Raw genomic sequence first — 23,826 nt, 5'->3', positions numbered from 1 at the left:
AGGACCGGAGGGGACCGGTCCGCAACCAGTCATCGCCCCGCGCCGGTGGGGTTCTCAAGGGGGATCAGAGTAGGCATGGCCAATTTCTCGAAGTCGAACGTGCCGCAGTTCTCGCTGGACGTCTACCAGAACGAGTACCTGCCGGAGGGCGGCCGCGAGGTCAACGCCGTCGTGACGGTGTCGGCGACCGGCGGCGGCACGAACGCGGTCACGGCGCCCCGCCCGTACGCGGCGGGGCAGGGCCCGAGCGCGGCCGTGGCGGTCATGGTCGACTGCTCGGGATCCATGGACTACCCGCCGACCAAGATGCGCAACGCGCGCGACGCGACTGCCGCGGCCGTCGACACCCTGCGCGACGGCGTGCACTTCACGGTGATCGGCGGCACCCATGTGGCCAAGGAGGTCTATCCGGGCGGCGGGCGGCTCGCCGTCGCCGACGCGACCACCCGCGAGAGGGCCAAGCAGGCGCTGCGCGCGCTCGGTGCGGGCGGCGGCACCGCGATCGGCACCTGGCTGCGGCTGGCCGACCGGCTGCTGTCCTCGGCGGACGTCTCCCTACGCCACGGCATCCTGCTCACCGACGGCCGCAACGAGCACGAGTCACCCGAGGACCTGAAGGCCGCGCTGGACGCCTGCGCCGGCCGTTTCACCTGTGACGCGCGGGGAGTGGGCACCGACTGGGAGGTGAAGGAGGTCACCCAGATCGCCTCCGCGCTGCTCGGCACCGCCGACATCGTCGCCGATCCGGCCGCTCTGGCCGCCGACTTCACGCGGATGATGGAGTCGGCCATGGGCAAGGAGGTCGCGGATGTCTCGCTGCGGCTGTGGACGCCGGTCGGCACGGAGATCACGTTCGTCAAGCAGGTTGCGCCCACGGTCGAGGACCTGACCGGCCGCCGCACGGAGGCGGGACCGCGCGCCGGGGACTACCCCACGGGGTCCTGGGGCGACGAGTCCCGCGACTACCACGTGTGCGTCCGGGTCCCGGCCGCGGACATCGGCCGGGAGATGCTGGCCGCCCGGGTGTCCCTGGTGATCCCGCGGAGCGACGGCAGCACGGAGAACCTCGGGGCCCAGGGGCTCGTACGGGCCGTGTGGACCGACGACATGGCGGCGTCCACGTCGATCAACCCCCAAGTCGCCCACTACACCGGACAGGCCGAACTGGCGCAAGCCATCCAGCAGGGAATAGACCTGCGCAAAGCAGGCGATATCGATGGCGCAACGGCCAAGCTGGGCAGGGCGGTTCAACTCGCCAGGGCGTCGGGGAACGCGGATACTGCGAAACTGCTTGCGAAGGTGGTGGACGTGGTCGACGCCGCGACAGGTACTGTGCGACTGAAGACGAAGGTCGCGGAGGCCGACGAGATGACGCTCGAGACCCGGTCCACAAAGACTGTTCGTGTAAAGAAGTGACCCGTACGTCCCGACAGCAGCGAGCCCGGCCCCCCTGGGCCGGAGAACCACGCCGGTCCCGGTGACCGGAGAAGGAGAGGGGGAAGCGCCGACATGCCGACCTGCCCGAACGGACACCAGTCGGGTTCCGACGACTGGTGCGAGGTCTGCGGTCACCGTATGGCCGGTGCCGTACCCCCGCCTCCACCGCCGCCCGCCGCCGGTTACGGCTATCCGCCGCCGGGTTCGCCCCCGCCGCCCCAGGGCGCGGGCGGCCGGCCCGGGGGACGCCCGGCGTCCGCCGAGCCGGAGTTCTGCCCGCAGTGCCGCACGCCCCGCGAGGGCGGCGCGCCCTTCTGCGAGGAGTGCCGGTGGAACTTCCTGACCAACACGGCGACCTCGTACACCCCCGCCGCACCGCGCCCGCCGGCCCCGAACGCCGCGCTGCGCTTCCAGCAGGGCGGGCAGACCGGACCCGGGGCCGACCCGTTCGACTACGAGCGGTCCCGGCCCTCGCAGGTGAACCGGCCCGCGGAACCGATACCGTCGGGCCCGCCGTTCGGCAGCGAGCCGTCCGGGCCGACGGGTTTCGGCCCGGACACGTCACGCCCGTCCGGTTTCGGAAACGACACCTCGCGCCCGTCCGGCTTCGGAAACGACACCTCGCGCCCGTCCGGCTTCGGAAACGATTCCTCCCGCCCACCTGTCTTCGGAAACGATTCCTCCCGCCCGTCCGGCTTCGGAAACGATTCCTCCCGCCCGCCCGGCTTCGGAAACGACGCCTCGCGGCCGTCCCCGTTCGGTGCGGATCCGTCACGTCCGGTTCCGCCGCCTGCGCCCACATCCGGTGGGCCGGGTGGGCCCGGTGGTTTTGGTGGCCCGAGCGGGCCCGGCGGTTTCGCTGGTCCGGGCGGACCCGGCGGCCCGGGCGGCCCGAACGGACCCGGCGATTTTGGTGGTCCGAGCAGGCCCGGCGGCCCGAGCGGTCCCGGCGGCCCGAACGGACCCGGCGGACCCGGCGGACCTGGTAACCCAGGCGGACCCGGTGGCCCGGGGGCGTATCCGCAGAGCGGTGCGCCCACCGCGTTCCAGCGGCCCGGTCCGCCCGCCCCCCCGCCGCCGACGCAGGGCGGCTTCCCGCCGCCCGCCCCGCCGCAGTCCGGCGGCCCGTCCTTCGGCGGCGGTGACGACGACTGGTTGATCTCCCCGCCCTCGTCCGCCCCGGCACCCGGCCGCCCCGGCGGGCCCGGCGGCCCCGGGCCCGCCGGCGTTCCGGGCGGTGGCTACGGCTACCCGCAGGCCGGCTCCGCCCAGGCCGCCCCGCCCAGCCCCTACGAGCAGGGGCCGGTGACCTGGACCGCCACCATCGGTCCGGACCGCGAGTACTTCATGGCGATGATGCAGCGCTCCGGCCCCGAGGCCGCGGGCCTGAACCTGCCGGCGTACTCCCCGGAGCAGCAGCGCACCCTCACCGGCAGCCAGGTCACCATCGGCCGTCGCCGCCACTCCACCGGCGACACCCCCGACGTCGACCTGTCGGTGCCGCCGGAGGACCCGGGCGTCTCGCACCAGCACGCGATCCTGGTCCAGCAGCCGGACGGCTCCTGGGCGGTCGTGGACCAGAACTCCACGAACGGCACCACGGTCAACGGCGGCGAGGAGCCCATCCAGCCCTTCGTGCCGGTGCCCCTCCAGGACGGGGACCGGGTGCACGTGGGCGCGTGGACGACGATCACGATCCGCCGGGGCTGAGCACCACGGTCCGCGTACGCGTACGGGGCAGTGCGACGTCCTCGTACGCGGCCCCGTCCCGTCGGCCCTCAGGGCAGCGGCCAGGTGGACGGCCCCTCCGGGTCGTCCAGCCAGGCCCAGGAGCGGTCGCCGCTGATCGTGATCCCGAACCGGTCCCGTGCGGGGTGCCGTTCCCGCTCCCACAGCGCGTACGCCTCGTACGGGGTGAGGCAGTGCCGCGTCAGCGCCAGCAGGAACCGGAACAGCTCGTGACCGCGGGCCCGGCGCGGCAGTCCGCCCAGGTCCTGCGGCTCCGGCTCGGACGGGGTGCCGCCGCGCAGCGGCACGAAGTAGGCGGGCGTGGGCAGAAAGCGTCCCTCGGCGTGCCCGATGTCGCGCACCCGCAGAGCGATCAGCCCGGTCGCGAGGGGCGCGAGGATGCGCGCACCCGGGCGGCACTGCGCGAGCCAGGCGCCCGGGATCGTGTGCAGCGCGCAGGTGGCGATGATCCGGTCGAAGGGGGCGCGCTCCGGTACGCCGCGCGCGCCGTCGCCCGTGACCACCGCCGGGTGGTACCCCGCGGCCGCCAGTTGCCGTCGGGCGGCGCTGGTGATCTCCGGGTCGAGGTCGACGGTGGTGACGAAGCCGTCACCGAGGCGGTGGCAGAGCAGCGCCGCGTTGTACCCGGTGCCGGCGCCGATCTCCAGGACGGCGTTCCCGTCCTCGACCGCCAGCTCGGCCAGCATCTGCGCCATCAGGGAGGGCTGGCTGCTGGAGGAGAGCAGCTCCCCGCCGCGTACCCGGGTGGCCAGCGGCACGTCCTCGTACGCCCCGCGCAGCCACTGCTCCCGGAGCCCCGGGTCGGACTCGTCGCAGCTTCGGCGCTCGTAGCCGCCGATGACACCGGTGTAGTAGTAGGGCACGAAGAGATGGCGCGGCACCGCCGCGAACGCCTCCCGCCAGGCGGGATCGGCGGCCCAGGCTCCGCTCGCGTCGATCTCCCGCACGAGCGCCGCCCGCGCCGAGGCGGCGAGGTCCTGCAGGGCGTGATCGAGGGCGTACGCGGCCATGTCTCCACTGTGCTGCGAAGGCCACCCCGGAAGCGAACACGCCTTGCGCCGGAAGCGGCGAGGCGGCACGGCCGCGAGGCGCGGTCGCCCGGAAGCCCGAAGCCCAGTGGCCCGGTCGTGCGCAGGACCTGAGCCCGCAGACCTCGGCCGCCGCGTCTGAGACCATGGAGCGTGTGAGAGAGATTCGGCGCGGCACGCTTCAGGAGCAGACCTTCTACGAGCAGGTCGGCGGGGAGGAGACCTTCCGCCGCCTCGTCCATCGTTTCTACGAGGGCGTGGCCGAGGACCCGATCCTGCGGCCCATGTACCCGGAGGAGGACCTCGGCCCGGCCGAGGAGCGCCTCGCGCTGTTCCTGATGCAGTACTGGGGCGGCCCGAACACCTACAGCCAGAACCGCGGCCACCCCCGTCTGCGCATGCGGCATGTCCCGTTCACCGTGAACCAGGCCGCCCACGACGCCTGGCTGCGGCACATGCGCGTGGCCGTCGACGAACTCGGCCTGTCCGAGGAGCACGAGACCACGCTGTGGAACTACCTGACGTACGCGGCGGCGTCCATGGTGAACACCCCGGAGTGACGCTCCGGGCGTCCGCGCTCTCCGGCCCGGGGGCGCGCCACGCGCCCCCGTTCCGTCCCGTCAGCGGACGCTGACGTCCAGGGCGCCCAGTCCCGCCCGGCGTACGGCGATCGACCCGTACGGCGTGCGCAGCCTGAGCCACGCGCCCGACGAGAACAGGGCCGACGGCTCGTCGCCCGGTACCCGTGGCGCGGGCCGCAGAAAGCCGAGTGACTGCGCCGCGTGCACGGCCCGCACCGGGAGCCCCGTGTCCTGCACCGTGCGGGACCAGATCTCCCGGCCGACCCGGTCGAGCGCGGCGCGTGTGCGCTGCTCGGGCGCCAACTCCTCCGTACGCGAACGGAATTCGGCCACCGCCGCGGCCACGGTCGCGCGCAGCGCGTCGGGCCCCGGCAGTCCGGGCACCGGCTGCCAGCCGCTGCGCGGCGGCAGGACCCCGGCCCACGGGGGTCCGGTGACGGCGGCGGGCACGGCGACCGTGGCCGCCTGCTCGTCGACGGACTCCAGGAACTCCCCGGCCGAGACGGTCACGTCGAGCCCGTCGTCCAGCCCGTTCTCGTACGGCTTGGCGAGCCGCACCGCACGGACCGCGAGCACCTCGAACGACGGTGGCCGCCCGAACACGGCCAGCGTCGTCCCGGTCGCCTGCAGACGCACCGCGGCACCGCGGTCGTAGTGCAGCAGCCTGCCCAGGAAGGCGGCGAGATCCGCCGCCTCCCCGTCGTCGGCGAGGTGGAGGACCGTCATGCGGCGACGGCCTCCCCCTCGTCGTCCTGGTACTCCAGCAGGAACGCGCGTTCCTCCGCGGTGATCCGGCGCGGCCGCTGCCGTTCGAAGTCGAACGGCACGATCACGGTGGAGGCCCGGACGTAGATCTGGTCCGGGTCCTTGACCTCGTAGGCGAGGGTGAAGGACGCGGCCCTGATCTCCGTGACCCACAGCTCGACGTCCACCGGCGCGTGCCGGTGGACGAGCTGCCGCTTGTAGTCGATCTCATGGCGCGCCACCACGGACCCCTGCTGGAAATCCTTGTCCGGGCGGAACAGGAAGTCGATACGGGCCTCCTCCAGATAGCGGAGGAACACCACGTTGTTGACGTGGCCGTACGCATCCATGTCCGCCCAGCGCAGCGGGCAGCGGTAGATGTGCCGCAAGATCAGCCCCGGGTCAGCTTCTTGTAGGTGGCACGGTGCGGACGGGCCGCGTCCGGGCCGAGCCGCTCGACCTTGTTCTTCTCGTACGACTCGAAGTTGCCCTCGAACCAGAACCACTTGGACTCGCCCTCGTAGGCGAGGATGTGCGTGACGACGCGGTCCAGGAACCACCGGTCGTGGGAGACGACGACGGCACAGCCGGGGAACTCCAGAAGCGCGTTCTCCAGTGAGGACAGCGTCTCGACGTCCAGGTCGTTGGTGGGCTCGTCGAGGAGCAGCAGGTTGCCGCCCTGCTTCAGGGTGAGCGCGAGGTTGAGGCGGTTGCGCTCACCGCCGGAGAGCACCCCGGCCGGCTTCTGCTGGTCCGGGCCCTTGAAACCGAACGCGGACACATACGCCCGCGACGGCATCTCGACCTGTCCGACGTTGATGTAGTCGAGGCCGTCGGACACGACCTCCCACAGCGTCTTCTTCGGGTCGATGTTCTCGCGGCTCTGGTCGACGTACGAGATCTTGACGGTCTCGCCGACCTTGATCGAACCGGAGTCGGGCTGCTCCAGCCCCTGGATCATCTTGAACAGCGTGGTCTTGCCCGCGCCGTTCGGACCGATGACACCGACGATGCCGTTGCGCGGCAGGGTGAAGCTGAGGCCGTCGACGAGGACCTTCTCGCCGAAGGCCTTGTTGAGCTTGTCCACCTCGACCACGACGTTGCCCAGACGCGGGCCCGGCGGAATCTGGATCTCCTCGAAGTCCAGCTTCCGCATCTTGTCGGCCTCGGCGGCCATCTCCTCGTAGCGGGCCAGACGCGCCTTGGACTTGGCCTGCCGCCCCTTGGCGTTGGAGCGGACCCACTCCAGCTCTTCCTTGAGGCGCTTCTGCCGCTTGGCGTCCTTCTGGCCCTCGACCTTCAGACGGGTGGCCTTGGTCTCCAGGTACTTGGAGTAGTTGCCCTCGTAGCCGTGGAGGCGGCCGCGGTCGACCTCGCAGATCCATCCGGCGACGTTGTCCAGGAAGTACCGGTCGTGGGTGACCGCCACGACGGTGCCCTCGTACTTGGCCAGGTGCTGCTCCAGCCAGTTCACCGACTCGGCGTCGAGGTGGTTGGTGGGCTCGTCGAGCAGCAGCAGGTCGGGCTGCTCCAGCAGGAGCTTGCAGAGCGCGACGCGGCGGCGCTCACCGCCGGAGAGGTTGGTGACGGGCCAGTCGCCGGGCGGGCAGCCCAGGGCGTCCATGGCCTGCTCCAGCTGGGAGTCCAGGTCCCACGCGTTGGCGTGGTCGAGGTCCTCCTGGAGCTTGCCCATCTCCTCCATCAGCGCGTCGGTGTACTCGACCGCCATCTGCTCGGCGATCTCGTTGAACCGGTCGAGCTTGCCCTTGATCTCGGCGACACCCTCCTGGACGTTCTCCAGGACGGTCTTCTCCTCGTTCAGCGGGGGCTCCTGGAGCAGGATGCCGACGCTGTAGCCGGGCGTGAGGAACGCGTCACCGTTGGACGGCTGCTCAAGACCCGCCATGATCTTGAGGACGGTCGACTTGCCCGCGCCGTTCGGGCCGACGACGCCGATCTTCGCCCCCGGCAGGAAGCTCAGGGTGACGTCGTCGAGAATCACCTTGTCGCCGTGCGCTTTGCGCGCCTTGCGCATGGTGTAAATGTACTCAGCCAAGAGAAACCGTCCGGCAGCTTGAATCTGGCAGTGGGCAGATACACCCCATCTTGCCTGACCGCCACCCCTGGGCGGAAACCCGTCAGGTCTGGGGGCGCTGACCTGGGGCTTCACTGTCGGCGGCTCCGGCTCGTCCGCCACTGCCGGTCGCCGTTGGCCGGCTTCGGGGGCCTCGGACGGCACAGCGATCCGCCAACCGGACAGGCCGGGCCGCCCTGATCGACAACTTCGCCACCTGCGAATGGGCCGAGAAGCGCGAGCCGCACCGCCTGATCCGGACTGGTCGATTCGAGTACCTGTCCGTCCGGCCCTGCCGCGGACGCTGACCCGCAGTGACTGTGCCTGAACGCCCATGGTTGCTCGTCCCGGTGGGGGCGGTCGTAGCGCAGTCGGACAGCCGGTCGTCGTGGCCGTGCCCGCGGGCCCCGTATCGACTGGCCGCGCCACGTGAGCGCTGTTACACCGGAGAGAAGGGAGGTATGGCATGCCTCATGGTCTCGTCAAGGGGCTGACCACGCTCCTTGCGGCGCTGGCAGTCCCGCTCGCCGTCTGCGCGCTCCTGCTGTTCGTCCGAGGCACCCTGTCGCAGACCAACGTGGCCCTGATCCTGATGTTGGTCGTCGCGGCGATGGCCGCCCTCGGCCCCCGCTGGGCCGCGGCCCTCTCGGCCCTGTCCACCGCCGCGTGGTTCGTCTTCTTCTTCACCACCCCGTACGAAAGCTTCACCCGCATAAACAACCTGGACGACACCCTCACCGCCGTGCTGCTGCTCGTCGTCGGCCTCGCGGTCTCTCAGCTCGCTCGCCACTACACCCGCGAGCACGCCATCGCCACCACGCTGCAGCGCAGCCTGCTGCCCCGTACGCTGCCGGACACCGGCGCCGTCCAGGCGGCGTTCCGCTACGTGCCCGCCGAGGCCGAGGTCGGCGGGGACTGGTTCGACGTGATCCCTCTCCCAGGATTCCGCACCGCCCTGGTGGTCGGGGACGTGGTCGGCCACGGCCTGCGCTCCGCGGTCACCATGGGGCGGCTGCGCACCGCGGTCCGCAATTTCTCCACCCTTGACCTGCCGCCCGACGAGCTGCTGGCCCGCCTCGACGACCTGGTCAATCAGATGGATACGGAGGAGGGCGCCAGTCAGGACGTGAATGTCGCGGCTACGTGCCTGTACGCGATCTACGACCCGATCTCCTGTAGCTGCACCATGGCAAGAGCCGGTCACTTTCCGCCCGCCGTCGTCTATCCCGACGGCCGCGTAGAGCTTCTCGACCTGCCCGCAGGCCCCCCGCTCGGCGTAGGCGGCCTGCTGCGTTTTCAGGCCGTCGAGCGGAAGCTGCCGGAGGACACGCAGCTCGTGTTCTACACGAACGGGCTCGTCGAGAGCCGTCATCACGACATCGGGACCGGCCTGAAGCTGCTGTGCGACACGCTCTCCGGCGCGGGACTCACCCCGGAGGAGACCTGCAACACGATCCTGGAGGCGGTGCTACCCGCGCATCCAGCCGATGACGTCGCCCTCCTGATCGCCCGAACCCGGGCGCTTCCGCGTGATCGGATCGCCGAATGGGACATCCCGCCCTTTCCTGCCGCGGTGTCCACCGTGCGTACCGAGGTGCTCGCGAAGCTGGCCGACTGGGACCTGGAGGAGACCGCATTCACTACCGAACTGATCCTCAGCGAGCTGGTCACCAACGCCATCCGCTACGGGGCACCCCCTATCCACCTGCGCCTTGTGTGCGATACGACCCTGGTGGTGGAGGTCAGCGACGGCAGTAGCACCTCCCCGCACCTGCGCTACGCAGCGGACACGGACGAAGGCGGCCGCGGAATCTTCCTCGTCGCCCAGTTCGCCGAGCGGTGGGGAACCCGCTTCACCCCCAGCGGGAAGATCGTCTGGGCCGAGCAGTCAGCCTCACCGGTTCCCGTCGCCCCCGTACTGGTACCGGCTGCGTGACCGGGCTGGACTGCCCGAAGCCCTCCGGGGGGCGGCGCCCCGCCGGAGGGGACGTGACGGCTCACTGATCACTCGAGCGGCTGGGGAGCGACGTTGGCCTGCGGACTCTCGGCTCCGGCTGGATCACGGCCCTGAGCGTCCGCGGTGTCAGGTGCCACCGACAGCGCGGACTCCGGCTGTCGTCCGGGGCCGGTCGTCCGGCGTACGACGACTGGCGGGACGGGCCTGGTGCCCGGGATGTTGATACGGATCCTCGTGGTCGGCGTGGTGGTGGTGGACCGTGCGCCGGGAGCCGTGTCGCTGTGGGGGCTGCGACTGGAGGCGAAGAAGTCGCCGAGCGCCCGCTGCCTGGGAGAGGGCTGGTGGCGTGCCGTGTCCGTGTCCGTGTCGGCCGTACCGGCCGGACGGGCGGGGCCGGCGGCGGTCCTCGCGCGGTTGTCCGGAATGGTGTCGCCGGTATCCGGTGACGGACGGCAACCGTCGTCGGCCTCGTGAGATCCGTGGCAGGTACGGCAACGCCAATCCGGTGCCGGAGTGAGGTCCGTGATCGTCGCCAGATCGACGGCGGTCTGGGGTGCGGACGAGGCCGGGTCGGCGGGACGGGGCCACGCGCGCCCGGGGATCCGGCGCGGCAGCGGCGGAACGCGCAGGGACAGCGTCGGGGTGTCCTGGAGAGCGGCCTGCGGCTGAGGAGGGAAAGCGGACGTGAGGGGAGCAGTACTGCAGTCGGTGCAGCGAGTGGCGTGCCAACCGGTGGAGTCGTCATAGCCGAAGGAGGGCCGGCCGCACTGGGGGCAGGCCAGAAGCCCCTCGCGCTGCGCCTGGTCGACGAGGAGTTCCCGGGTCATACGAGTGGCGTTGTCCTGGGCGTCGGGGATGTGGACCAGGAGTTTGAGGCCCGGTTCCCGGCGCGCGGAGGACTCCAGGTCGCTCATGAGCAGTTGCAGGTCGCGGGGGGTGACGGGGCCGTGGGTGGTCAGGCGGCCCAGGAGGCTGGTCTGTCCCTGGCGGCGGAGACGGTTGCGGGTACTGCGCCGGTCCCGGTCGGCGCGGTCCCATGCCTTCCCCCATTCCGGCCGGTCCGATGCGCGGACACCGAAGGCCTCGGCGAAGGCGAGGACGAAGTGCCGGCTCGGTGTGGAGCGGCCCTTCAGGACCCGGCCGGCTGTGCTGCGAGGCAGGCGGCCCAGGCCGCCGATACGTGTGTCCAGGCTGCGTAACGGAGGGCTGCCGGCGCCCTCGTAGAGTTCGACGATGGCGGAGTGAAGATCGGCGAAGTCCTTGACGACGCTGATGTGCACTCCGCCGCGGCGTCCTTTCACGACACCGAGTGCTTGGGCCGCGTCGCGGCGGGCGAGTCTCCAGAGTTTCTCGGCCTCTTTGGCGGACAGGCCGCAGGCCCGAGCGTAGGCGAGAACCACGTCCAGGTTTTTGGGCACGCTGCGTCCGGACGCAGCGCGTGCCAGTGTGTCGGCGCTGAACTCGGTGTGCTCGGCGAGTTGCTCGTATGTCAGTCCTGCCGCCTCGCGGCCGGCACGAAGCCAGGCCGCGAGGGAGTACAGGGTCCTGCTGCACTGGCCGATCGGGTTCTCACGGCGGCCCATGGGGCTGTCAGGCCTCCGTGGGCGCCGGCTCGTCGTCTACGGTTCCACGCAACTGCCGGATCAGCAGGACACCGAGCGCTCCTGCCTCGGTGAGCAGAAGCGCGACGCTGGCGGCCGGGAGGCCGACGGCGACCAGAGCGGCTGCGACGATGATGATGACGATCAGGACCACGGCCTCCGGTCCTGACACCGGACGGGGCCGTGGAACAGACGTGGTACAAGGCAGATTCAACGTGCTTTCACTTTCGTTCTCTGTGTCCTGCGGGTCAACGACGTTGCTGTGCGTGGCGGTTGCCGCCGCCCGTCGTGGCAAGTGATGTTGCAGCATCGGCCGCCGCAGGGCTAACCCGAAAGCGGCCATTCCGCAGATGCGTCCCTTTGGCCGCCCAGGCCACGCCCACCGGCCGAGACGCCATGTTTGCTGGTCAGAGCATCAAAGGGAGCAAATTTCCCGCAGATGCATCCCACCTTTGTGACGTGGTGTCCTGTGCCTCGGGAAGGAATCCGCAGTGCTGTCCCACCCGATGGTGCAGGTTCGAGCCATCGGCCGGCTCGCTTCATTCCAGCTCAGAGCCGCGACGACAGGTACGATTTCCGCAGCTCCGTCCCTGTATTGACCAGACGGCATGCGATACCCGATCTTTGAACCTGCAACCGCATCCGCCCCCCGGGCCGGTGCGGTCGTTCTCCGATGTCCTGCGGGTAAAACAGTGATCCGGAGATTCCCGAAGACACGTTGCCGCGCGTCTTCACCAGGTCCTGGCGTCGCTACGGCGCCAGGACTTCCACCGGAGCCGGTGTGCCGGGCTGCAGGACGACGGCTGCCCCGTGTCCGGCACCCGCTCGCAATGGCGCGCCCCTTCGCCCATCGCCGTCAGGGAGTTGCGACCCGCGCCGGTCATCGCGCACACACCCACCGCGAGCAGCATCGCCGCCGGAGGTGAACCCCGCGACGATCAGGGGGGGGCGGGCGTCTTCGCCGCCGGACCGAAGACCGCGGCGGATTCAGACTGAAAAAGATGGAAATAATTCGAGAGTTTTTTCGCGTGCGGGCCGGGCGAAGGGAATGGCCGCACACACGAACCCCGGTCGCCGAAGACACGGCAGGAAGAATGACCACCGTGTCGAACCCATAGACATCAAACCCCGCCGCATCCACACGGCCGGACCAATTCACGACCGCCCTTATATGCCATTCCTCAACCTGCCGGCATCGCTCCAATAAGCGTGTCGGGAAACACCATCACGGGTTACCCCTGTTACCCTGCGGGCCGCAGGAAACGTCCACAATGGATTGAACGCGCCGGCCGGCAGACGAGATATTCCGTAGCCACAATACTGGCGTATTCCGGTCGAGAGGATACGGACCATGCACGATTTTTCTCGTCGCGGCCTGCTCAAGGCGACGGCGGCTGCCGGCGCCGGCGCGGCCGTCGTCCCGGGCGTTACGGCCGCAGAGGCCCCGTTCGCGAGCGCCGCGAGCGACGGGCATGACGGCGGGAAGTGCCCGCCGGCGAACCTGACCGGCCGGATCGTCCGCCCCAAAGACCCCGCCTACGCAGATGCGAGCCTCGGCTGGGACGAGCTCTTCGCTCACTATCCGCTGGTCATCGTCTTCGCCCAGAACACCCAGGACGTCGTCAACGCCCTCACCTGGGCGCGGCAGAATGACGTCGCGCTGCGCGTGCGGAGCGGCCGCCACAGCCTTGAGGGCTGGTCGAACGTGGACAACGGCATCGTGATCGACATCAGCGAGTTGAAGTCGGTCCACATCGACACCGCCTCGCGTATCGCGACAGTCGGCGCCGGGCTCAACCAGTTGGAAGCGGTGACCACGCTCGCCAAGCAGGACCTCGCGGTGACGACCGGAACCGAGGGCAGCGTAGGCCTGTCCGGTGCGACGCTCGGCGGCGGATTCGGCTTCCTCACCCGCTGGCTCGGCATGGCCTGCGACAGCCTCGTGGGGGCGGAGGTCGTCGTCGCGTCGGGTACCGAGTGCGCCCAGGTGATCAAGGCGGATCTGCACCACGACTCGGACCTGCTCTGGGCGCTCCGCGGGGCGGGAAACGGCAATTTCGGCATCGTCACGTCACTCACCTACACAGTGGCTCCGCTGAAGAGCGTCACCTATGTGCAGGTGGTGTGGGACGGTCTCGGGGATCTGCCGGGGGTCTTCGACACATGGCAGCGTACGGCGCCGGTCGCCGACAACCGGCTCGGAACCCAGCTCGAGATCCACAGAAACCAGATCCTGCTGTTCGCGGTTCTCGCGGAAGGATCACCCGCTCAGGCACGGCAGTTGCTGGCCCCGATCCTGTCGGTCGGCAGCCCCCGGGTCTCGGTACAGGTCGGCAACTGGGGCGACGTCTACACGAGATTCCAGGTTCCGACCCAGAAAGAACCCGCGAACTGGAAGTTCTTCTCTCAGTTCACCACCAAGCCGTTCTCGAAGAAGGCGATCGGCGTGGTCGCCTCATTCATGCGGGACGCCCCCACGGACGACAGCAATTTCTTCACCCAGGCCTTCGGTGGGGCGGTGAGGAGGAGCCCCCGCGGCGGCACTGCGTTCCCGCATCGCGACGCGCTCTTCTACTCCGAGCCCGGCGCCGGCTGGGGGACCCGTACGGGACAACCAGGCGTCTACGACCCGCTCACCCCGGTGGCACAGGCCTGGATCGCCGAGTTCAGCCAGGAGCTGCGGCCCTACGTGAACGGCGCCTACGTCAACGTGCCGAACATCGGAATGCAGGAGTGGGAAACCGCCTACTGGGGATCGAACTTCGACCGGCTGCGCACGATCAAGGCGCAGTACGACCCCCACAACGTGTTCCAGTACGAGCAGAGCATTCCGCCGGCGTCACGCTCACGCGAACGCGGGTAACCTGCGTCGGCCCGGAGGCACTTGTCGGCCCTGCCCGGAATACGGGCGGGGCCGCCCGCATTCCGGGTGCCCCTTTTCGGGGGCACTGACGGCCGCGGCGAGGCTACACGCGGCTTGCAACCGTGGGCCTCACGCAAGGCAGGACAGCGCCGAACCCGCCGCTGACCCGGCGGTGTCCGCCGGTCAGTCCTGGGTGGGGGTCTTCTTGCGGATCAGGACCAGGGCCGCGCCGCCGATGACGACCAGGGCTATGGCCGTGCCCGCGATGAAGGGGGTCGCGCTGGTGGTGCCCGTCTCGGCGAGGTTGGTGTCCGTGGCCGCCGTACCGCCCGCCGTCGCGGGACTGGGCTCACCGAGCGTCTGCGTCCTCAGGCCGCCGCCCGCGCTGCTCTCGGTCTTGCAGTCGAGGACGCCCTTGAACCACTTCTGGTAGCCGCCCGGCCCCTTGATCGTGAAGTCGTACGCCTGGTCCTCCTGTAACGGGATCGTCACCGTCTGGGTCCGTCCCGCCGGGATGGTGTGCTCCGCCCCCATCAGCTCGAACGTGAACGCCGTGTCGCCCTTGTTGACCGCGGTGATGTCCACGCCGCCCTCGGCGCAGTTCTTCCCGGCCGACAGCGCGGGTATCGCGCCCTTGGCCGCCCAGGTCGCCGTGGCCGTCGCCGAGACGGTCGACTCGCTGGATCCGGCGAGTATCTGAGTCTGGCTGCGGGTGTCGGAGGCGAAGGCCCGGCCGACCGGCACGGTGGTCGACGCCTGCACCGTCAGCTCGGCCGAACCGTCCTGCGCCTTCTTGGGCACCTGGAAGTAGATCCGGCTGCCGTCGGCCGCGGACGTGACCGCCTTGCCGTCCTTGTCGACGACCTTCACTGCGCCGGCCGTGGCGTTCGACGGCGGTGTCACGGTCACGCTGTCCGCGTTCGTGTGCACCGTCACCGGGCCGAGCCGCTCGCCGGGACGGCCCGGGACCGCGGGCGGGTCGAGGGACAGGGAGGCGGCGGGCTCCGGAAGGTTCCGCGCGTGCTTCTCCAGGTAGTCCGCGAGCTTCTCCGCCTGCGGGTCGACCGCGTCCACGTCGGCCCCGTCCGAGTAGCGCCAGATCGCCACCTGGGTGCCCGCCGCGGCGTCCTGCTCGGTGAGTCCCTTGGCTCCGGCCTCGGCCGCCAGCGCGGCCAGGTCGTTGATCTGCGGGTAGGAGTTGCCCAGGATCCAGCGGATCTTGCCGGCGTTCTTGTTGCCGCTCAGGGACGTGCCGCTCCAGGACGTCTCGTGGTACTTGGCCTCCTTCTGCGCCGGGTTGTGGAGATCGATGCAGTAGGTCTGCAGGGTGCCGCCGTTGTCGACGGACATCTCGAACAGTCCCGCCGACACCTGCTCGTCCTGGCCGCCGTCGTGGACGACGGCGGCTCCGTACGTCTTCAGTGCGCCCAGGGTCGCTGTCGCGCCTCCTTCGCTCTGCGGCTCCCCGTCGGCAGCCGCCACCCCCGCGGTGGCCAGCAGACCACCCGAGACGAGTCCGGACACCAGCACCGCGGCGGCGAGGCGGGCGGCCCCTCGCCTGCGCGCGGACGGCGCAGAGAGCGAAGAAAACACAGAATTCCCCTTCGAGCGGGACCCATGGACGTGGGGGGGTGGGGTCCCGCCAGCAGAATCGAAAGCCCCTGGAGCTATGCCCGGCATCCTAAGGACGCGGCACACCCCTCTCCCCGGTCATGGCGTCCGGCAACCGATCCGACTCGGAATCGTTATCGCCTGCCCCGTCAGTGAGCTGCGCGTATCGACAAATCCATGAGGACTGTTCGGGTATCCGGCGATCTATCCGACGAATGACGGCAGTCCAGTCAGCGCGGGACATAGGCGAACTGACGTTACGTCACTCCTGCTGGCTGTGACTGGGGTTGGGAGATCTGCCCGGATGGCTCCGCTCCCTCGGGTCGACTCGGCGGATCGGTCTCCCAGGCGGGCTCCGGCGGCGCCGCCGGCCCGGTCCGCGCCTCGGGCTTCGAGGACCGCCGAAAGGCCGAGGTGCCGCGCGACAAGTCGTGGCCGATGGCCGCCGCGTCGAGGTCCGCCGACAGCCAGCCCTGTCCGTCCCGCTGCTCGGTGCGCACCTTGAGCCGCCCCTGAACGACCAGCGGATCACCGACGGACACCGACGCGGCGACGTTCGTGGCCAGTGAGCGCCGGGCCCACACCGTGAAGAAGTTCGTGTGCCCGTCCGTCCAGGCGTTCTTCTCGCGGTCCAGATACCGTGCCGTCACCGCCAGCCGGAAGCGGGCCGTGGGACCTGCCGACGACTCCCGGTAGACCGGCTGCGTAGCCACGTTGCCGACCACGCACACCGTCGTCTCGTTCATGCGAAAACCCCTCCCTCGTCCCGGCCTGCCGCACCGGGACCGAACGCGTACGGGCCCGTCCCGTACGGCTGTGTCTGGCGCGGCGGTCACGCCCTGTGGCATGCCGCCGCCGTCGCGGTGACCGCGTCCGCCGCAGTCGCCGCGAGATCAGACTGCCTCGCCGGGCCCGAGTCCGCTGCGCGCTGTGGACCGTCCCCCGGTTGTGGAAAACCCCGCCACCCGAACGAGCACCTCCGCCCTGTGGGTCCCGGGGCCGCTCAGCCCAGCCCTCAGCCCAGTCGCGCCACCGCGCCGGCCCCCACGACCTTCACGTACTGCTCCCGCACCTCCCGGTACCGCAGCAGCTCCGCCGCCAGCGGATCCAGCACCTGGGCCCGCCCGCATCCGGCCGCCGCCTCTCTCAGCCGCCGCTCCGCCTCGAGTCCGTATCTGCGGGCCGGTCCGCGCGCCGCCATCCTGCAGCTCCACTCGATGACGGGACCTCCCACGACACCCGCCGCGACCAGCAGCACAGGGGCCGCGAGGTGCGGCGTCATGAACCCCACGAGCTGCCCGAGCAGCCACAGCACTCCGAGGAGTTGAAGGAGCGTCATCACCGTCTGGGCCATCACGGCGGCCGGCCACCAGCCAGGCCGGGGCGGCCGTCCCGGCGGCTCGGCGCCGCTCACGGTGAGCTGGTCCAGCGCCTCGGGCAGCCCCTGCGCACCGCGTACCGCGGCCTCCCGCACCGCCTGGGCCCAGGGGGCGGGCAGTCCGGCCGCGGCCCGGTCCGCCACCGTCCGCACCGCCTGCTCGACGCTCTGCCGCGCGGTCGCCTCCTCGCCCGTCGTCGCGGGCAGCGACGGCCCTCCCGCGGCGGACTGGCGCCGCGCCCGGGACCACCGCCACAACCGCAGCCAGGGCGTGCCGCACGCGCGGCCCGCGTTGCGCAGCCACGCGCGCTGGGCGGCCTCACCCGCGGCCCTCGCGCCGACCGCGTCCGCGAGCCGCCCGGCGAACTCCTCGCGCGCCTCCTCGCTGAGCCCGATACCGCGGCCGGTCGCGTAGACCGTCCGCAGCCGGGCGGCGGCCGCGTCCACGTCCGCGGAGACACGGCGCGCGGCCGCCCCCCGCTCGGCGACGAACTGCCCGAGCATCTCCCGCAGTTCCCCCACGCCCTCCCCGGTGAGCGCGGAGACCGCGAGCACGCTCGCGCCCGGCTCGCCGTACTCGCCCAGCGCGATCCCGTCCCCGTCGAGCAGCCGTCGCAGATCGTCGAGGACCTGCTCGGCGGCCTCCCCGGGCAGCCGGTCGACCTGGTTGAGAACGACGAACATGACCTCGGCGTGCCCCGCGAGGGGCCGCAGATAGCGCTCATGGAGGACCGCGTCGGCGTACTTCTCGGGGTCGACCACCCAGATGACCGCGTCGACGAGCGCCAGGACCCGGTCGACCTGCTCCCGGTGCTCCACGGCCGCGGAGTCGTGGTCGGGCAGATCGACCAGGACGAGTCCGCGTAGCTGCGCGTCGCCGTCGGGGCTCTGCGGGGGTCGTCGGCGCAGCCGCCCGGGAACGCCGAGCCGGTCGACGAGGGCGGACGCGCCGTCGCTCCAGCCGCACACAACCGGCGCGGCCGTGGTGGGCCGGCGTACCCCGGTCTCCGACAGGTTCACCCCGGCGAGCGCGTTGAAGAGCGTCGACTTGCCGCTGCCGGTGGCGCCCGCGAGGGCGACCACGGTGTGCTCCCCGGAGAGCCTGCGGCGCGTGGCCGCCTCGTCGAGGACGCGGCCCGCCTCGGCGAGTGTGCCGCCGTCCAGCCGGGTCCGCGACAGCGCCACCAGTTCGCGCAGCGCGTCCAGCCGTGACCGCAGGGCTCCGTCGTACGCGAGCGGCGCGGGCTCTCGTTCGGTCGTACCGCGGGGCTCCACGACCGTGGCCGCCTGCGGCACACAGGGCCCCGTCTCGGGCACGCGCCTGGCGATCAGCCCGTCGTCCCAGACCGCCTCGGATTCGGAGCGCTCCGCCGGGTCGTCGCGCCGTACGCGCGCGTGGCGGGCGTCGTCCTCCACGCGCGCGTGCGGGACCTTCTCCTGGGGGCGGGCAGCCGGAGCCGGGGTCCCGCCCCGGGTCCCGGTCCCCGCGTCCTCATCCCCGTCCCCGCGCCCGGCCGTCTCCGCACGCCCGCCGCGGCCCCCGCCGGGACGCCCGGATACGCCCTCCCCGCGCGGCTGCTCCCCGGCCACGACGCCCGCCCCCTCGGAGAACCGGTCCGACGGCCGGTCCGTCTGCCGGTCCGACGACGGGATCGACGCGTGGCCCGACGGCTGGTCATCGGCTTCCGAGCCGCGCCCCTCGGATCGCTCGGCACGCTCCGGCCGCTCGGCACGCGCGGGGCGCTCAGGGCCCCCCGGCTCCTCCGGGTGCTCGACGTGATCCGTGCGGTCAGTGACAGCAGTCACCGCGGTCACCTCTCCTTCTGCAGTACGGACAGCGCGGCGATGAGTTCGGCCTGAGGGTCGATCTGGACGTCGAGGGCGTCGAGCGGAGCGATACGGCGCTCGCGTTCCGCGCGCAGCGCCCGGTCCAGATACTCGGAGAGCAGTCGCGCGGCGCGGTCGCGCAGCCGGAGGGCCGCCTGGGCCCCGATCCGCTCGGCGAGCGCCTCCCCCGCACCCTCGGCACGGCGACCGCCGAGCAGCTCCGTGGCGACGAGCGCGGCCACCGCCTCGGCGTCCGCGGCACCGCTCCGGTCGAGGTCGCGCACCGACTCCTCGGCGTACTCCTCGAGCACACGCCGCCAGCGCCGTACGGTCATTCCGATCCGGTGCTCGGCGCCGTCCAGGGCCGGATCACGGTGGGTCAGCCCGGGAGCGTCCGCGGCCGGCTCGCTCCGCCAGGCCTCGTCGATGCGTTCGTCGGCGGCCGTGACGGCGCACAGCAGCAGGGCGCCCAGGCTCTCCACGAGGGCGCCCAGCAGTTCCCCTGGGGTGCAGTCCCGGGGGTAGCCACGCCACCGCGTCAGCGCGTCGCCGGCGAGGACGGCTCCAGCCTCCAGCCGGCTCCGCACGCGCGCGTACTCGCTGTCGTACGCGGTGTCGACGGCGGCCGTCAGCCGCAGGGCGGCGGCGTACTGGGCGGCTGCCGCCCCGGCCAGCTCGGGCATCCGGGACCTCAGCGAGTCGAGAACGCCGTACGCCGTACGCGCCATGGACGCCTCGCGGGCGGCCGGATCCTGTACCTGGTACGTGAGCCAGGCGAGCAGCGGTGCGACGGCCGTGGCGGGCAGCAGCCCCCCGCCCCACGCGGACTCGGGCAGCTCGGGCACGGTGAAGCGGGGGACGTCGCCGAGCCCGGCCTTGGTGAGCAGGGCACCGTACTGCCGTGACACCTCGGACACGAACTGGTGAGGCACCCGGTCCAGCACGGTGACGAAGGTCGCCCGCTGTTCCTTGGCGGTCCGCAGCAGATGCCAGGGCACGGCGTCGGCGTACCGGGCGGCGGTGGTGACCAGGATCCAGATGTCGGCGGCGCAGATCAGCTCGGAGGCGAGGACGCGGTTCTCGGCGACCAGGGAGTCGATGTCGGGCGCGTCGAGGAGGGCGAGCCCGCGCGGCAGCGTGTCGGCGGTCTCGATGCGCAGGACCCGCTCCTCGCGCCCGACGAGGGGGTGAAGATCGTCGCTGCCGTCCTGATGGGGCACCCACACGCGCGCGAGGTCGGGCAGGACGCGCATCCCGCTGAACCAGTGGTGGTCCTCGGGGTGGCAGACGAGTACCGGCGTGCGGGTGGTGGGCCGCAGCACGCCCGCCTCGCTGACCCTGCGGCCCACGAGGGAGTTGACGAGGGTCGACTTTCCGGCGCCGGTCGATCCGCCGACGACGGCCAGAAGCGGCGCTTCAGGCTCTCTCAGCCGGGGCACCACATAGTCGTCGAGCTGTGCAAGAAGCTCGTCGCGGTTGGCACGCGCCCGTGGAGCCCCCGCCAGGGGCAGCGGGAAGCGTGCGGCGGCGACACGGTCGCGCAGGGCGGAAAGTGCGTCGAGCAGCTGAGGCCGTACGTCCAAGGTCACCACATGCGAAGAATGCCCAATTTTGGAGGCTTTCTGAAGCATATGGAGATGTCTGCGCGCCGACAGGACACATGGGGCGGACGGGACGACTGGGGCGCAGGCATAACGAGTGCACAACACCCGGGGCGTGAGACGTCAAAAGCGATGCGCGATTCGTACCTGCCTGCGATTATCAGGACCGCTTCACCGAACCTCCACATCGAGCCACGGAGGGGAAGCACCAGGGGCAAGGGGCCGGGAGTCCTATCCTTGTCCCCGGTATGGTCACGGATCGGCCCACACCGGGAACCACGACAGGCCACCACACCGGCCCCCGTAGCTCAGTGGATAGAGCAGGCGCCTTCTAAGCGCTTGGCCGCAGGTTCGAGTCCTGCCGGGGGCGCCACTGAGAGCCCTCCCCACGGGAGGGCTTTTTTGCTGGTCAGAGCGGGTGCAGCCCAACACAGTGAGGCCCCGGGCACTCCCCCGGCGATCAAGGGAAGATTCCGGGGCTGTCCGGCTGTCACCGGGTTTTCGCGGGTGGCCGTGTCGAATACGTGTCGAAGTTCTCGGCCGGAGATCAGTCGTGCCCGGCACCTTGACCTCCGGGAGATCGCCCGCGGCTTCCAGCCGTCGCTTCAAGTCCGGCAGCTGCCCGTCGATCCAGCGGGCGTAGGTGGCGAGGAGCACGGCGACGCTGTTCCCGGCCCATTCCGCCACCTGGGCGGGCGGAATTCCGTCGTTGAGCCACTTGGTGAGGCGCGTGTTCCGGTTGTCGTACACGCGCCGCCCGGTGGGCGAATCGAAGACGTGCGGAGGTAGCACGGCCTTACGCGCGCTGCGCCACGCCCGACGGATGACGGAACCGGCGAGGATGCCACCGGACTCACCCTGGAAGAGCAGGTCACCCGGCTGGAGCAGTTCGTCCGCGATGTGCTGCCGCAGGATGCGTGTCAGGGCCGGATGCCCAGGCACTGTGCGTGTCTCGCCCTCCGCGCGGCCCTTGAGGTCACGCTGTTCGTGGATCTCCCCCGTGTCGGTCCACTGCTTCCCGACCTCCGGGGTCGCCGTGTGGATCAGCAGCTCGCACCACTGGTCGTCGGCGTCGGGCTCGGGCAGCGTCACGTCCGCCACGCGCATGGCCACGGCTTCCTCGGGCCGCGGCCCGCAGTAGTACAGCGTGGCGAAGAAGGCACGGAGCCGCTTGCCACCGCGCGGCCGGCGCCATATCCAGTCGAGGATCGCCGCCGCCTGTTCGGGATTCAGCAAGGACCGCTTGTCCACGGCGTTCGTGGTCTTCGTGACAGCCGTCGACTCCTTGCCCTTGGGAAGGGGGTTGGCCCGCAGGATGCGCCGCCGGATCGCGTACTTCATAGCGACGTTGAGGATCCGGCGGTTGCGCTTCCGGGACCAGGCCGCCGCTTGCTTGCCGTCGAGGCGCGTGTCGATGGCCTGCAGAACCTGGTCGACCTTCTGCGGGTCCTCCCAGGCCGAGACGGGAAGGGAGTTCCGCTCCACCCACTTGAGGATGGCCACCACATCTCGGGGCGCGTCCGGGCGTCGGTTGGTGTTGAACGCCCATTCACGAAGAGCCGTCCGCACGGCAGCAGGTCCGAACTGGGTGGGATTGGCTCGCAACAGCGCGATGGTGGTCGCGGTCAGGGTCTTGGCGATGTTCTTGCGGCTGTTGCCGCCGAGTTGAGGCCAACGGGCATCCACGTACTCGACGGCGAACTTGTACCAGCTCATGGCAGCCGCCTTGGAACGATGGGACACCGGAAGGCCGGTGGCGACGACGAAGGCTTCGCCCTTGCCTGTGGCCTGGATGAGTTCGGAGCGGAAGCCTTCAGCGAGCGCGACGGTGTCGAAGGGCTCGCGCCAGCGCTTCCCCGCGACCACCCAGCGCACGGTGTACGTGTTCTTCCGGGCGCCCTTGTAAGCGAGGATCTTGTAGATCTTCACGTCGTACGTCGTCTCCATCAGGCGGCGTCCTCGCGGTCGTCGAGCCAGTGATCGAGATCGCTCCGCCGGATCCTGAGGTCGCCGTTCGGGAGCTTGATGCAGCGCGGCGCACGACGCTTGGCCCGCCAGTCGTAGAAGGTCGAGCGCGAGACGGCCAGTTCCTCGCAGACCTCCGCAAGCGTGAGCATGGTGCGTGACCGGATGGCCGTGGTCATTCCGTGCTCCCTTCGGTCAGGAGGGCTTCGCGAGCCGTCTCGCGGTTGGTCTGGAGGTCGCGGGCGATCGTCGCGGCGAGGGCGGCTTCGCCCGGCGTATGGCCGTGGCCGGCGTATTGCCAGTCCGCCAGCACGAGGACGGTGTCCGGCTCGCGGTCGTCGAGGCCGAGGACGGATGCCTCTTGGGCGGCGCGGTAGTCGGCGCGTTCCTGGCGGAGGGCGCCGAGAGTGGTGGAGTAAGTGCGCGACTTGGACGAGAAGTGCCCGCGGAAGCCGAGCATGTGCCCCCAGGCCCAGAGGCGCCGATCTGGGTACAGGCTGTCGAGGTCGCGGCACGCGGTGATGAGCCGCCGGGTATGGTCGGGGACCTGATGGCGGTCGAGTTCGGCGAGTTCGCCAATGCGGCGGTCCAGGGTGCCGGTGTTTTCCCCGGCCTTGGTGGCGTACTTGGCCACGTACGAGGCGACGGCCTGTTCGGTGATGTCGGAGCCGTCACCGAAGGCCTTGACCGGGCGGACATCGAGTTGCTGGCCCCAGCGGAAGGTCCGAGTCGGCTGGTCACCCGCTGCCGGGACCGAGACGGATGTGTACGAGTGCGCGGCGGCGGCGCGTAGCGCGTCCGTGAGGAGGTCGACCGTCGCCCACGCGGGCGGTGGCGTCCCGGGCCCCTCCGGGCCGTCGAGGCGTACGACGGCATGGAAGTGCACGGCCCCGCGCTTCTGGAACTCGGCGACCTTGCCATATGAGACGCGAAAGTGTGCGGCGAGTTCCCGACGGGACAGGCCGGCGCGGGCGGCGAGTTCCCGTCGGAGTCGGATGGTGAAGCGCTGCCAGAGCTGTCCGGCGTGGTTGTTGAACAGCACGGCGCCCGCGTAGTCGTAGCTGTCCGGGTCCAGGGCGCTGCCCAGCTCTGGAGCATCGGGCGCGTGCGGGGTGCCGCAGCGGCAGGTGCTCTGATCGGGGCGGTTGTGGACCGGGCCGAACGAGGGGGCCGTGAGGGTGGCGAAGACACGGGGGTGATCGCGGACGGTGGAGGGGACGTCTCGGCGGTCGTCCCCGGCCAGGCCGGCGCGGATCAGGTGATAGGTGTCGCCCGCGTAGGTCCAGGCGCAGGACGGGCAGCGGGAGGCGCGGCGGTTTCCGCACCCATGAGGGCCGGGCCTGTCAAGGGGCGTAGATGGCTCTCGCCTGCGGCTTCTTGGTCGCAGGCAGGGCGTTTTCCTTGTTGGGC

Annotated in this window: 18 protein-coding genes and 1 tRNA gene; 7 read left to right on the top strand and 12 right to left on the bottom strand. The window is 70.9% G+C overall.

Annotation, left to right across the window (positions count from 1 at the left end):
* Positions 1-75 precede the first annotated feature (75 nt).
* A complete protein-coding gene (locus ACWD5Q_RS26825; RefSeq protein ID WP_451429607.1) occupies positions 76-1,416 on the top strand; it encodes a VWA domain-containing protein in 1,341 nt (446 codons plus the stop codon).
* Positions 1,417-1,509: 93 nt separating this feature from the next.
* A complete protein-coding gene (locus ACWD5Q_RS26820; protein WP_451429606.1) occupies positions 1,510-3,147 on the top strand; it encodes an FHA domain-containing protein in 1,638 nt (545 codons plus the stop codon).
* Between the two features lie 68 nt (positions 3,148-3,215).
* On the opposite strand, the gene ACWD5Q_RS26815 is transcribed toward ACWD5Q_RS26820, so the two are convergent.
* On the bottom strand, positions 3,216-4,196 hold the full coding sequence (locus ACWD5Q_RS26815) for a methyltransferase domain-containing protein (protein WP_451429605.1): 981 nt from the start codon (positions 4,194-4,196) through the stop codon (positions 3,216-3,218).
* Between the two features lie 164 nt (positions 4,197-4,360).
* On the opposite strand from ACWD5Q_RS26815, the gene ACWD5Q_RS26810 reads away from it, so the two are divergent.
* Positions 4,361-4,774 (top strand): globin, encoded by a 414-nt coding sequence (locus ACWD5Q_RS26810; RefSeq protein ID WP_451429604.1) that lies wholly within the window; start codon positions 4,361-4,363, stop codon positions 4,772-4,774.
* Positions 4,775-4,834: 60 nt separating this feature from the next.
* On the opposite strand, the gene ACWD5Q_RS26805 is transcribed toward ACWD5Q_RS26810, so the two are convergent.
* The 3 genes from ACWD5Q_RS26805 to ettA are packed head-to-tail and all read right to left on the bottom strand — an operon-like array spanning position 4,835 to position 7,595.
* Positions 4,835-5,521, bottom strand: a complete 687-nt coding sequence (locus ACWD5Q_RS26805; RefSeq protein ID WP_451429603.1) for a hypothetical protein — start codon at positions 5,519-5,521, stop codon at positions 4,835-4,837.
* The gene (locus tag ACWD5Q_RS26800; protein ID WP_451429602.1) at positions 5,518-5,928 is read right to left on the bottom strand and encodes an acyl-CoA thioesterase; all 411 of its coding nucleotides are present in this window, start codon (positions 5,926-5,928) and stop codon (positions 5,518-5,520) included. The genes ACWD5Q_RS26805 and ACWD5Q_RS26800 overlap by 4 nt, the downstream gene beginning before the upstream one ends.
* A gap of 2 nt (positions 5,929-5,930) precedes the next feature.
* Positions 5,931-7,595 carry an energy-dependent translational throttle protein EttA gene (ettA, locus tag ACWD5Q_RS26795; protein WP_451429601.1) on the bottom strand — a complete coding sequence of 555 codons (1,665 nt, stop codon included), beginning with the start codon at positions 7,593-7,595 and terminating at the stop codon, positions 5,931-5,933.
* A 484-nt stretch (positions 7,596-8,079) separates the two neighbouring features.
* On the opposite strand from ettA, the gene ACWD5Q_RS26790 reads away from it, so the two are divergent.
* Entirely contained in the window at positions 8,080-9,549 is a 1,470-nt protein-coding gene (locus ACWD5Q_RS26790) for an ATP-binding SpoIIE family protein phosphatase (protein ID WP_451429600.1), read from the top strand.
* 68 nt (positions 9,550-9,617) lie between these two features.
* Here the strand turns inward: ACWD5Q_RS26790 and ACWD5Q_RS26785 are convergent, their stop codons facing one another.
* A complete protein-coding gene (locus tag ACWD5Q_RS26785; RefSeq protein ID WP_451429599.1) occupies positions 9,618-11,153 on the bottom strand; it encodes a helix-turn-helix domain-containing protein in 1,536 nt (511 codons plus the stop codon).
* A gap of 7 nt (positions 11,154-11,160) precedes the next feature.
* A complete protein-coding gene (locus ACWD5Q_RS26780) occupies positions 11,161-11,325 on the bottom strand; it encodes a hypothetical protein (RefSeq protein WP_451429598.1) in 165 nt (54 codons plus the stop codon).
* A gap of 1,197 nt (positions 11,326-12,522) precedes the next feature.
* Between ACWD5Q_RS26780 and ACWD5Q_RS26775 the strand changes: the two genes are divergently transcribed.
* Positions 12,523-14,034, top strand: a complete 1,512-nt coding sequence (locus ACWD5Q_RS26775; RefSeq protein ID WP_451429597.1) for an FAD-binding oxidoreductase — start codon at positions 12,523-12,525, stop codon at positions 14,032-14,034.
* Between the two features lie 183 nt (positions 14,035-14,217).
* Here ACWD5Q_RS26775 and ACWD5Q_RS26770 read toward each other — a convergent pair whose 3' ends face one another.
* The 4 genes from ACWD5Q_RS26770 to ACWD5Q_RS26755 all read right to left on the bottom strand — a co-directional run bounded on the left by ACWD5Q_RS26770 (position 14,218) and on the right by ACWD5Q_RS26755 (position 20,442).
* Positions 14,218-15,627 carry a Cys-Gln thioester bond-forming surface protein gene (locus ACWD5Q_RS26770; protein WP_451429596.1) on the bottom strand — a complete coding sequence of 470 codons (1,410 nt, stop codon included), beginning with the start codon at positions 15,625-15,627 and terminating at the stop codon, positions 14,218-14,220.
* Between the two features lie 275 nt (positions 15,628-15,902).
* A complete protein-coding gene (locus tag ACWD5Q_RS26765) occupies positions 15,903-16,391 on the bottom strand; it encodes a single-stranded DNA-binding protein (protein WP_451429595.1) in 489 nt (162 codons plus the stop codon).
* 269 nt (positions 16,392-16,660) lie between these two features.
* The gene (locus ACWD5Q_RS26760) at positions 16,661-18,829 is read right to left on the bottom strand and encodes a GTP-binding protein (protein WP_451429594.1); all 2,169 of its coding nucleotides are present in this window, start codon (positions 18,827-18,829) and stop codon (positions 16,661-16,663) included.
* Between the two features lie 5 nt (positions 18,830-18,834).
* The gene (locus ACWD5Q_RS26755) at positions 18,835-20,442 is read right to left on the bottom strand and encodes a dynamin family protein (RefSeq protein WP_451429593.1); all 1,608 of its coding nucleotides are present in this window, start codon (positions 20,440-20,442) and stop codon (positions 18,835-18,837) included.
* Between the two features lie 306 nt (positions 20,443-20,748).
* Between ACWD5Q_RS26755 and ACWD5Q_RS26750 the strand changes: the two genes are divergently transcribed.
* A tRNA-Arg gene (locus tag ACWD5Q_RS26750) sits at positions 20,749-20,824 on the top strand.
* A 1,016-nt stretch (positions 20,825-21,840) separates the two neighbouring features.
* A complete protein-coding gene (locus ACWD5Q_RS26745) occupies positions 21,841-22,431 on the top strand; it encodes a hypothetical protein (RefSeq protein WP_451429592.1) in 591 nt (196 codons plus the stop codon).
* On the opposite strand, the gene ACWD5Q_RS26740 is transcribed toward ACWD5Q_RS26745, so the two are convergent.
* Positions 22,398-22,595 (bottom strand): helix-turn-helix transcriptional regulator, encoded by a 198-nt coding sequence (locus tag ACWD5Q_RS26740; protein ID WP_215121325.1) that lies wholly within the window; start codon positions 22,593-22,595, stop codon positions 22,398-22,400. The two genes, ACWD5Q_RS26745 and ACWD5Q_RS26740, sit on opposite strands and share 34 nt — an antisense overlap.
* A partial coding sequence (gene repSA, locus ACWD5Q_RS26735) for a replication initiator protein RepSA (protein ID WP_451429591.1) occupies positions 22,592-23,826 on the bottom strand: 1,235 nt, incomplete at its 5' end. The genes ACWD5Q_RS26740 and repSA, both read right to left, overlap by 4 nt.

This window comes from Streptomyces sp. NPDC002513, assembly GCF_053595355.1.
The sequence above is the reverse complement of the archived record's forward strand: the minus strand, read 5'-3'. Positions and strand labels throughout refer to the sequence as shown.

Excerpts from the sequence above, each read along its gene's own strand:
- ACWD5Q_RS26790 (WP_451429600.1), top strand. The coding sequence starts at position 8,080 with ATGCCTCATGGTCTCGTCAAGGGGCTGACCACGCTCCTTGCGGCGCTG.
- ACWD5Q_RS26740 (WP_215121325.1), bottom strand. The coding sequence starts at position 22,595 with ATGACCACGGCCATCCGGTCACGCACCATGCTCACGCTTGCGGAGGTC.
- ACWD5Q_RS26820 (WP_451429606.1), top strand. The coding sequence starts at position 1,510 with ATGCCGACCTGCCCGAACGGACACCAGTCGGGTTCCGACGACTGGTGC.
- ACWD5Q_RS26815 (WP_451429605.1), bottom strand. The coding sequence starts at position 4,196 with ATGGCCGCGTACGCCCTCGATCACGCCCTGCAGGACCTCGCCGCCTCG.
- ACWD5Q_RS26775 (WP_451429597.1), top strand. The coding sequence starts at position 12,523 with ATGCACGATTTTTCTCGTCGCGGCCTGCTCAAGGCGACGGCGGCTGCC.
- ACWD5Q_RS26805 (WP_451429603.1), bottom strand. The coding sequence starts at position 5,521 with ATGACGGTCCTCCACCTCGCCGACGACGGGGAGGCGGCGGATCTCGCC.
- ACWD5Q_RS26765 (WP_451429595.1), bottom strand. The coding sequence starts at position 16,391 with ATGAACGAGACGACGGTGTGCGTGGTCGGCAACGTGGCTACGCAGCCG.
- ACWD5Q_RS26785 (WP_451429599.1), bottom strand. The coding sequence starts at position 11,153 with ATGGGCCGCCGTGAGAACCCGATCGGCCAGTGCAGCAGGACCCTGTAC.
- ACWD5Q_RS26825 (WP_451429607.1), top strand. The coding sequence starts at position 76 with ATGGCCAATTTCTCGAAGTCGAACGTGCCGCAGTTCTCGCTGGACGTC.
- ACWD5Q_RS26810 (WP_451429604.1), top strand. The coding sequence starts at position 4,361 with ATGGAGCGTGTGAGAGAGATTCGGCGCGGCACGCTTCAGGAGCAGACC.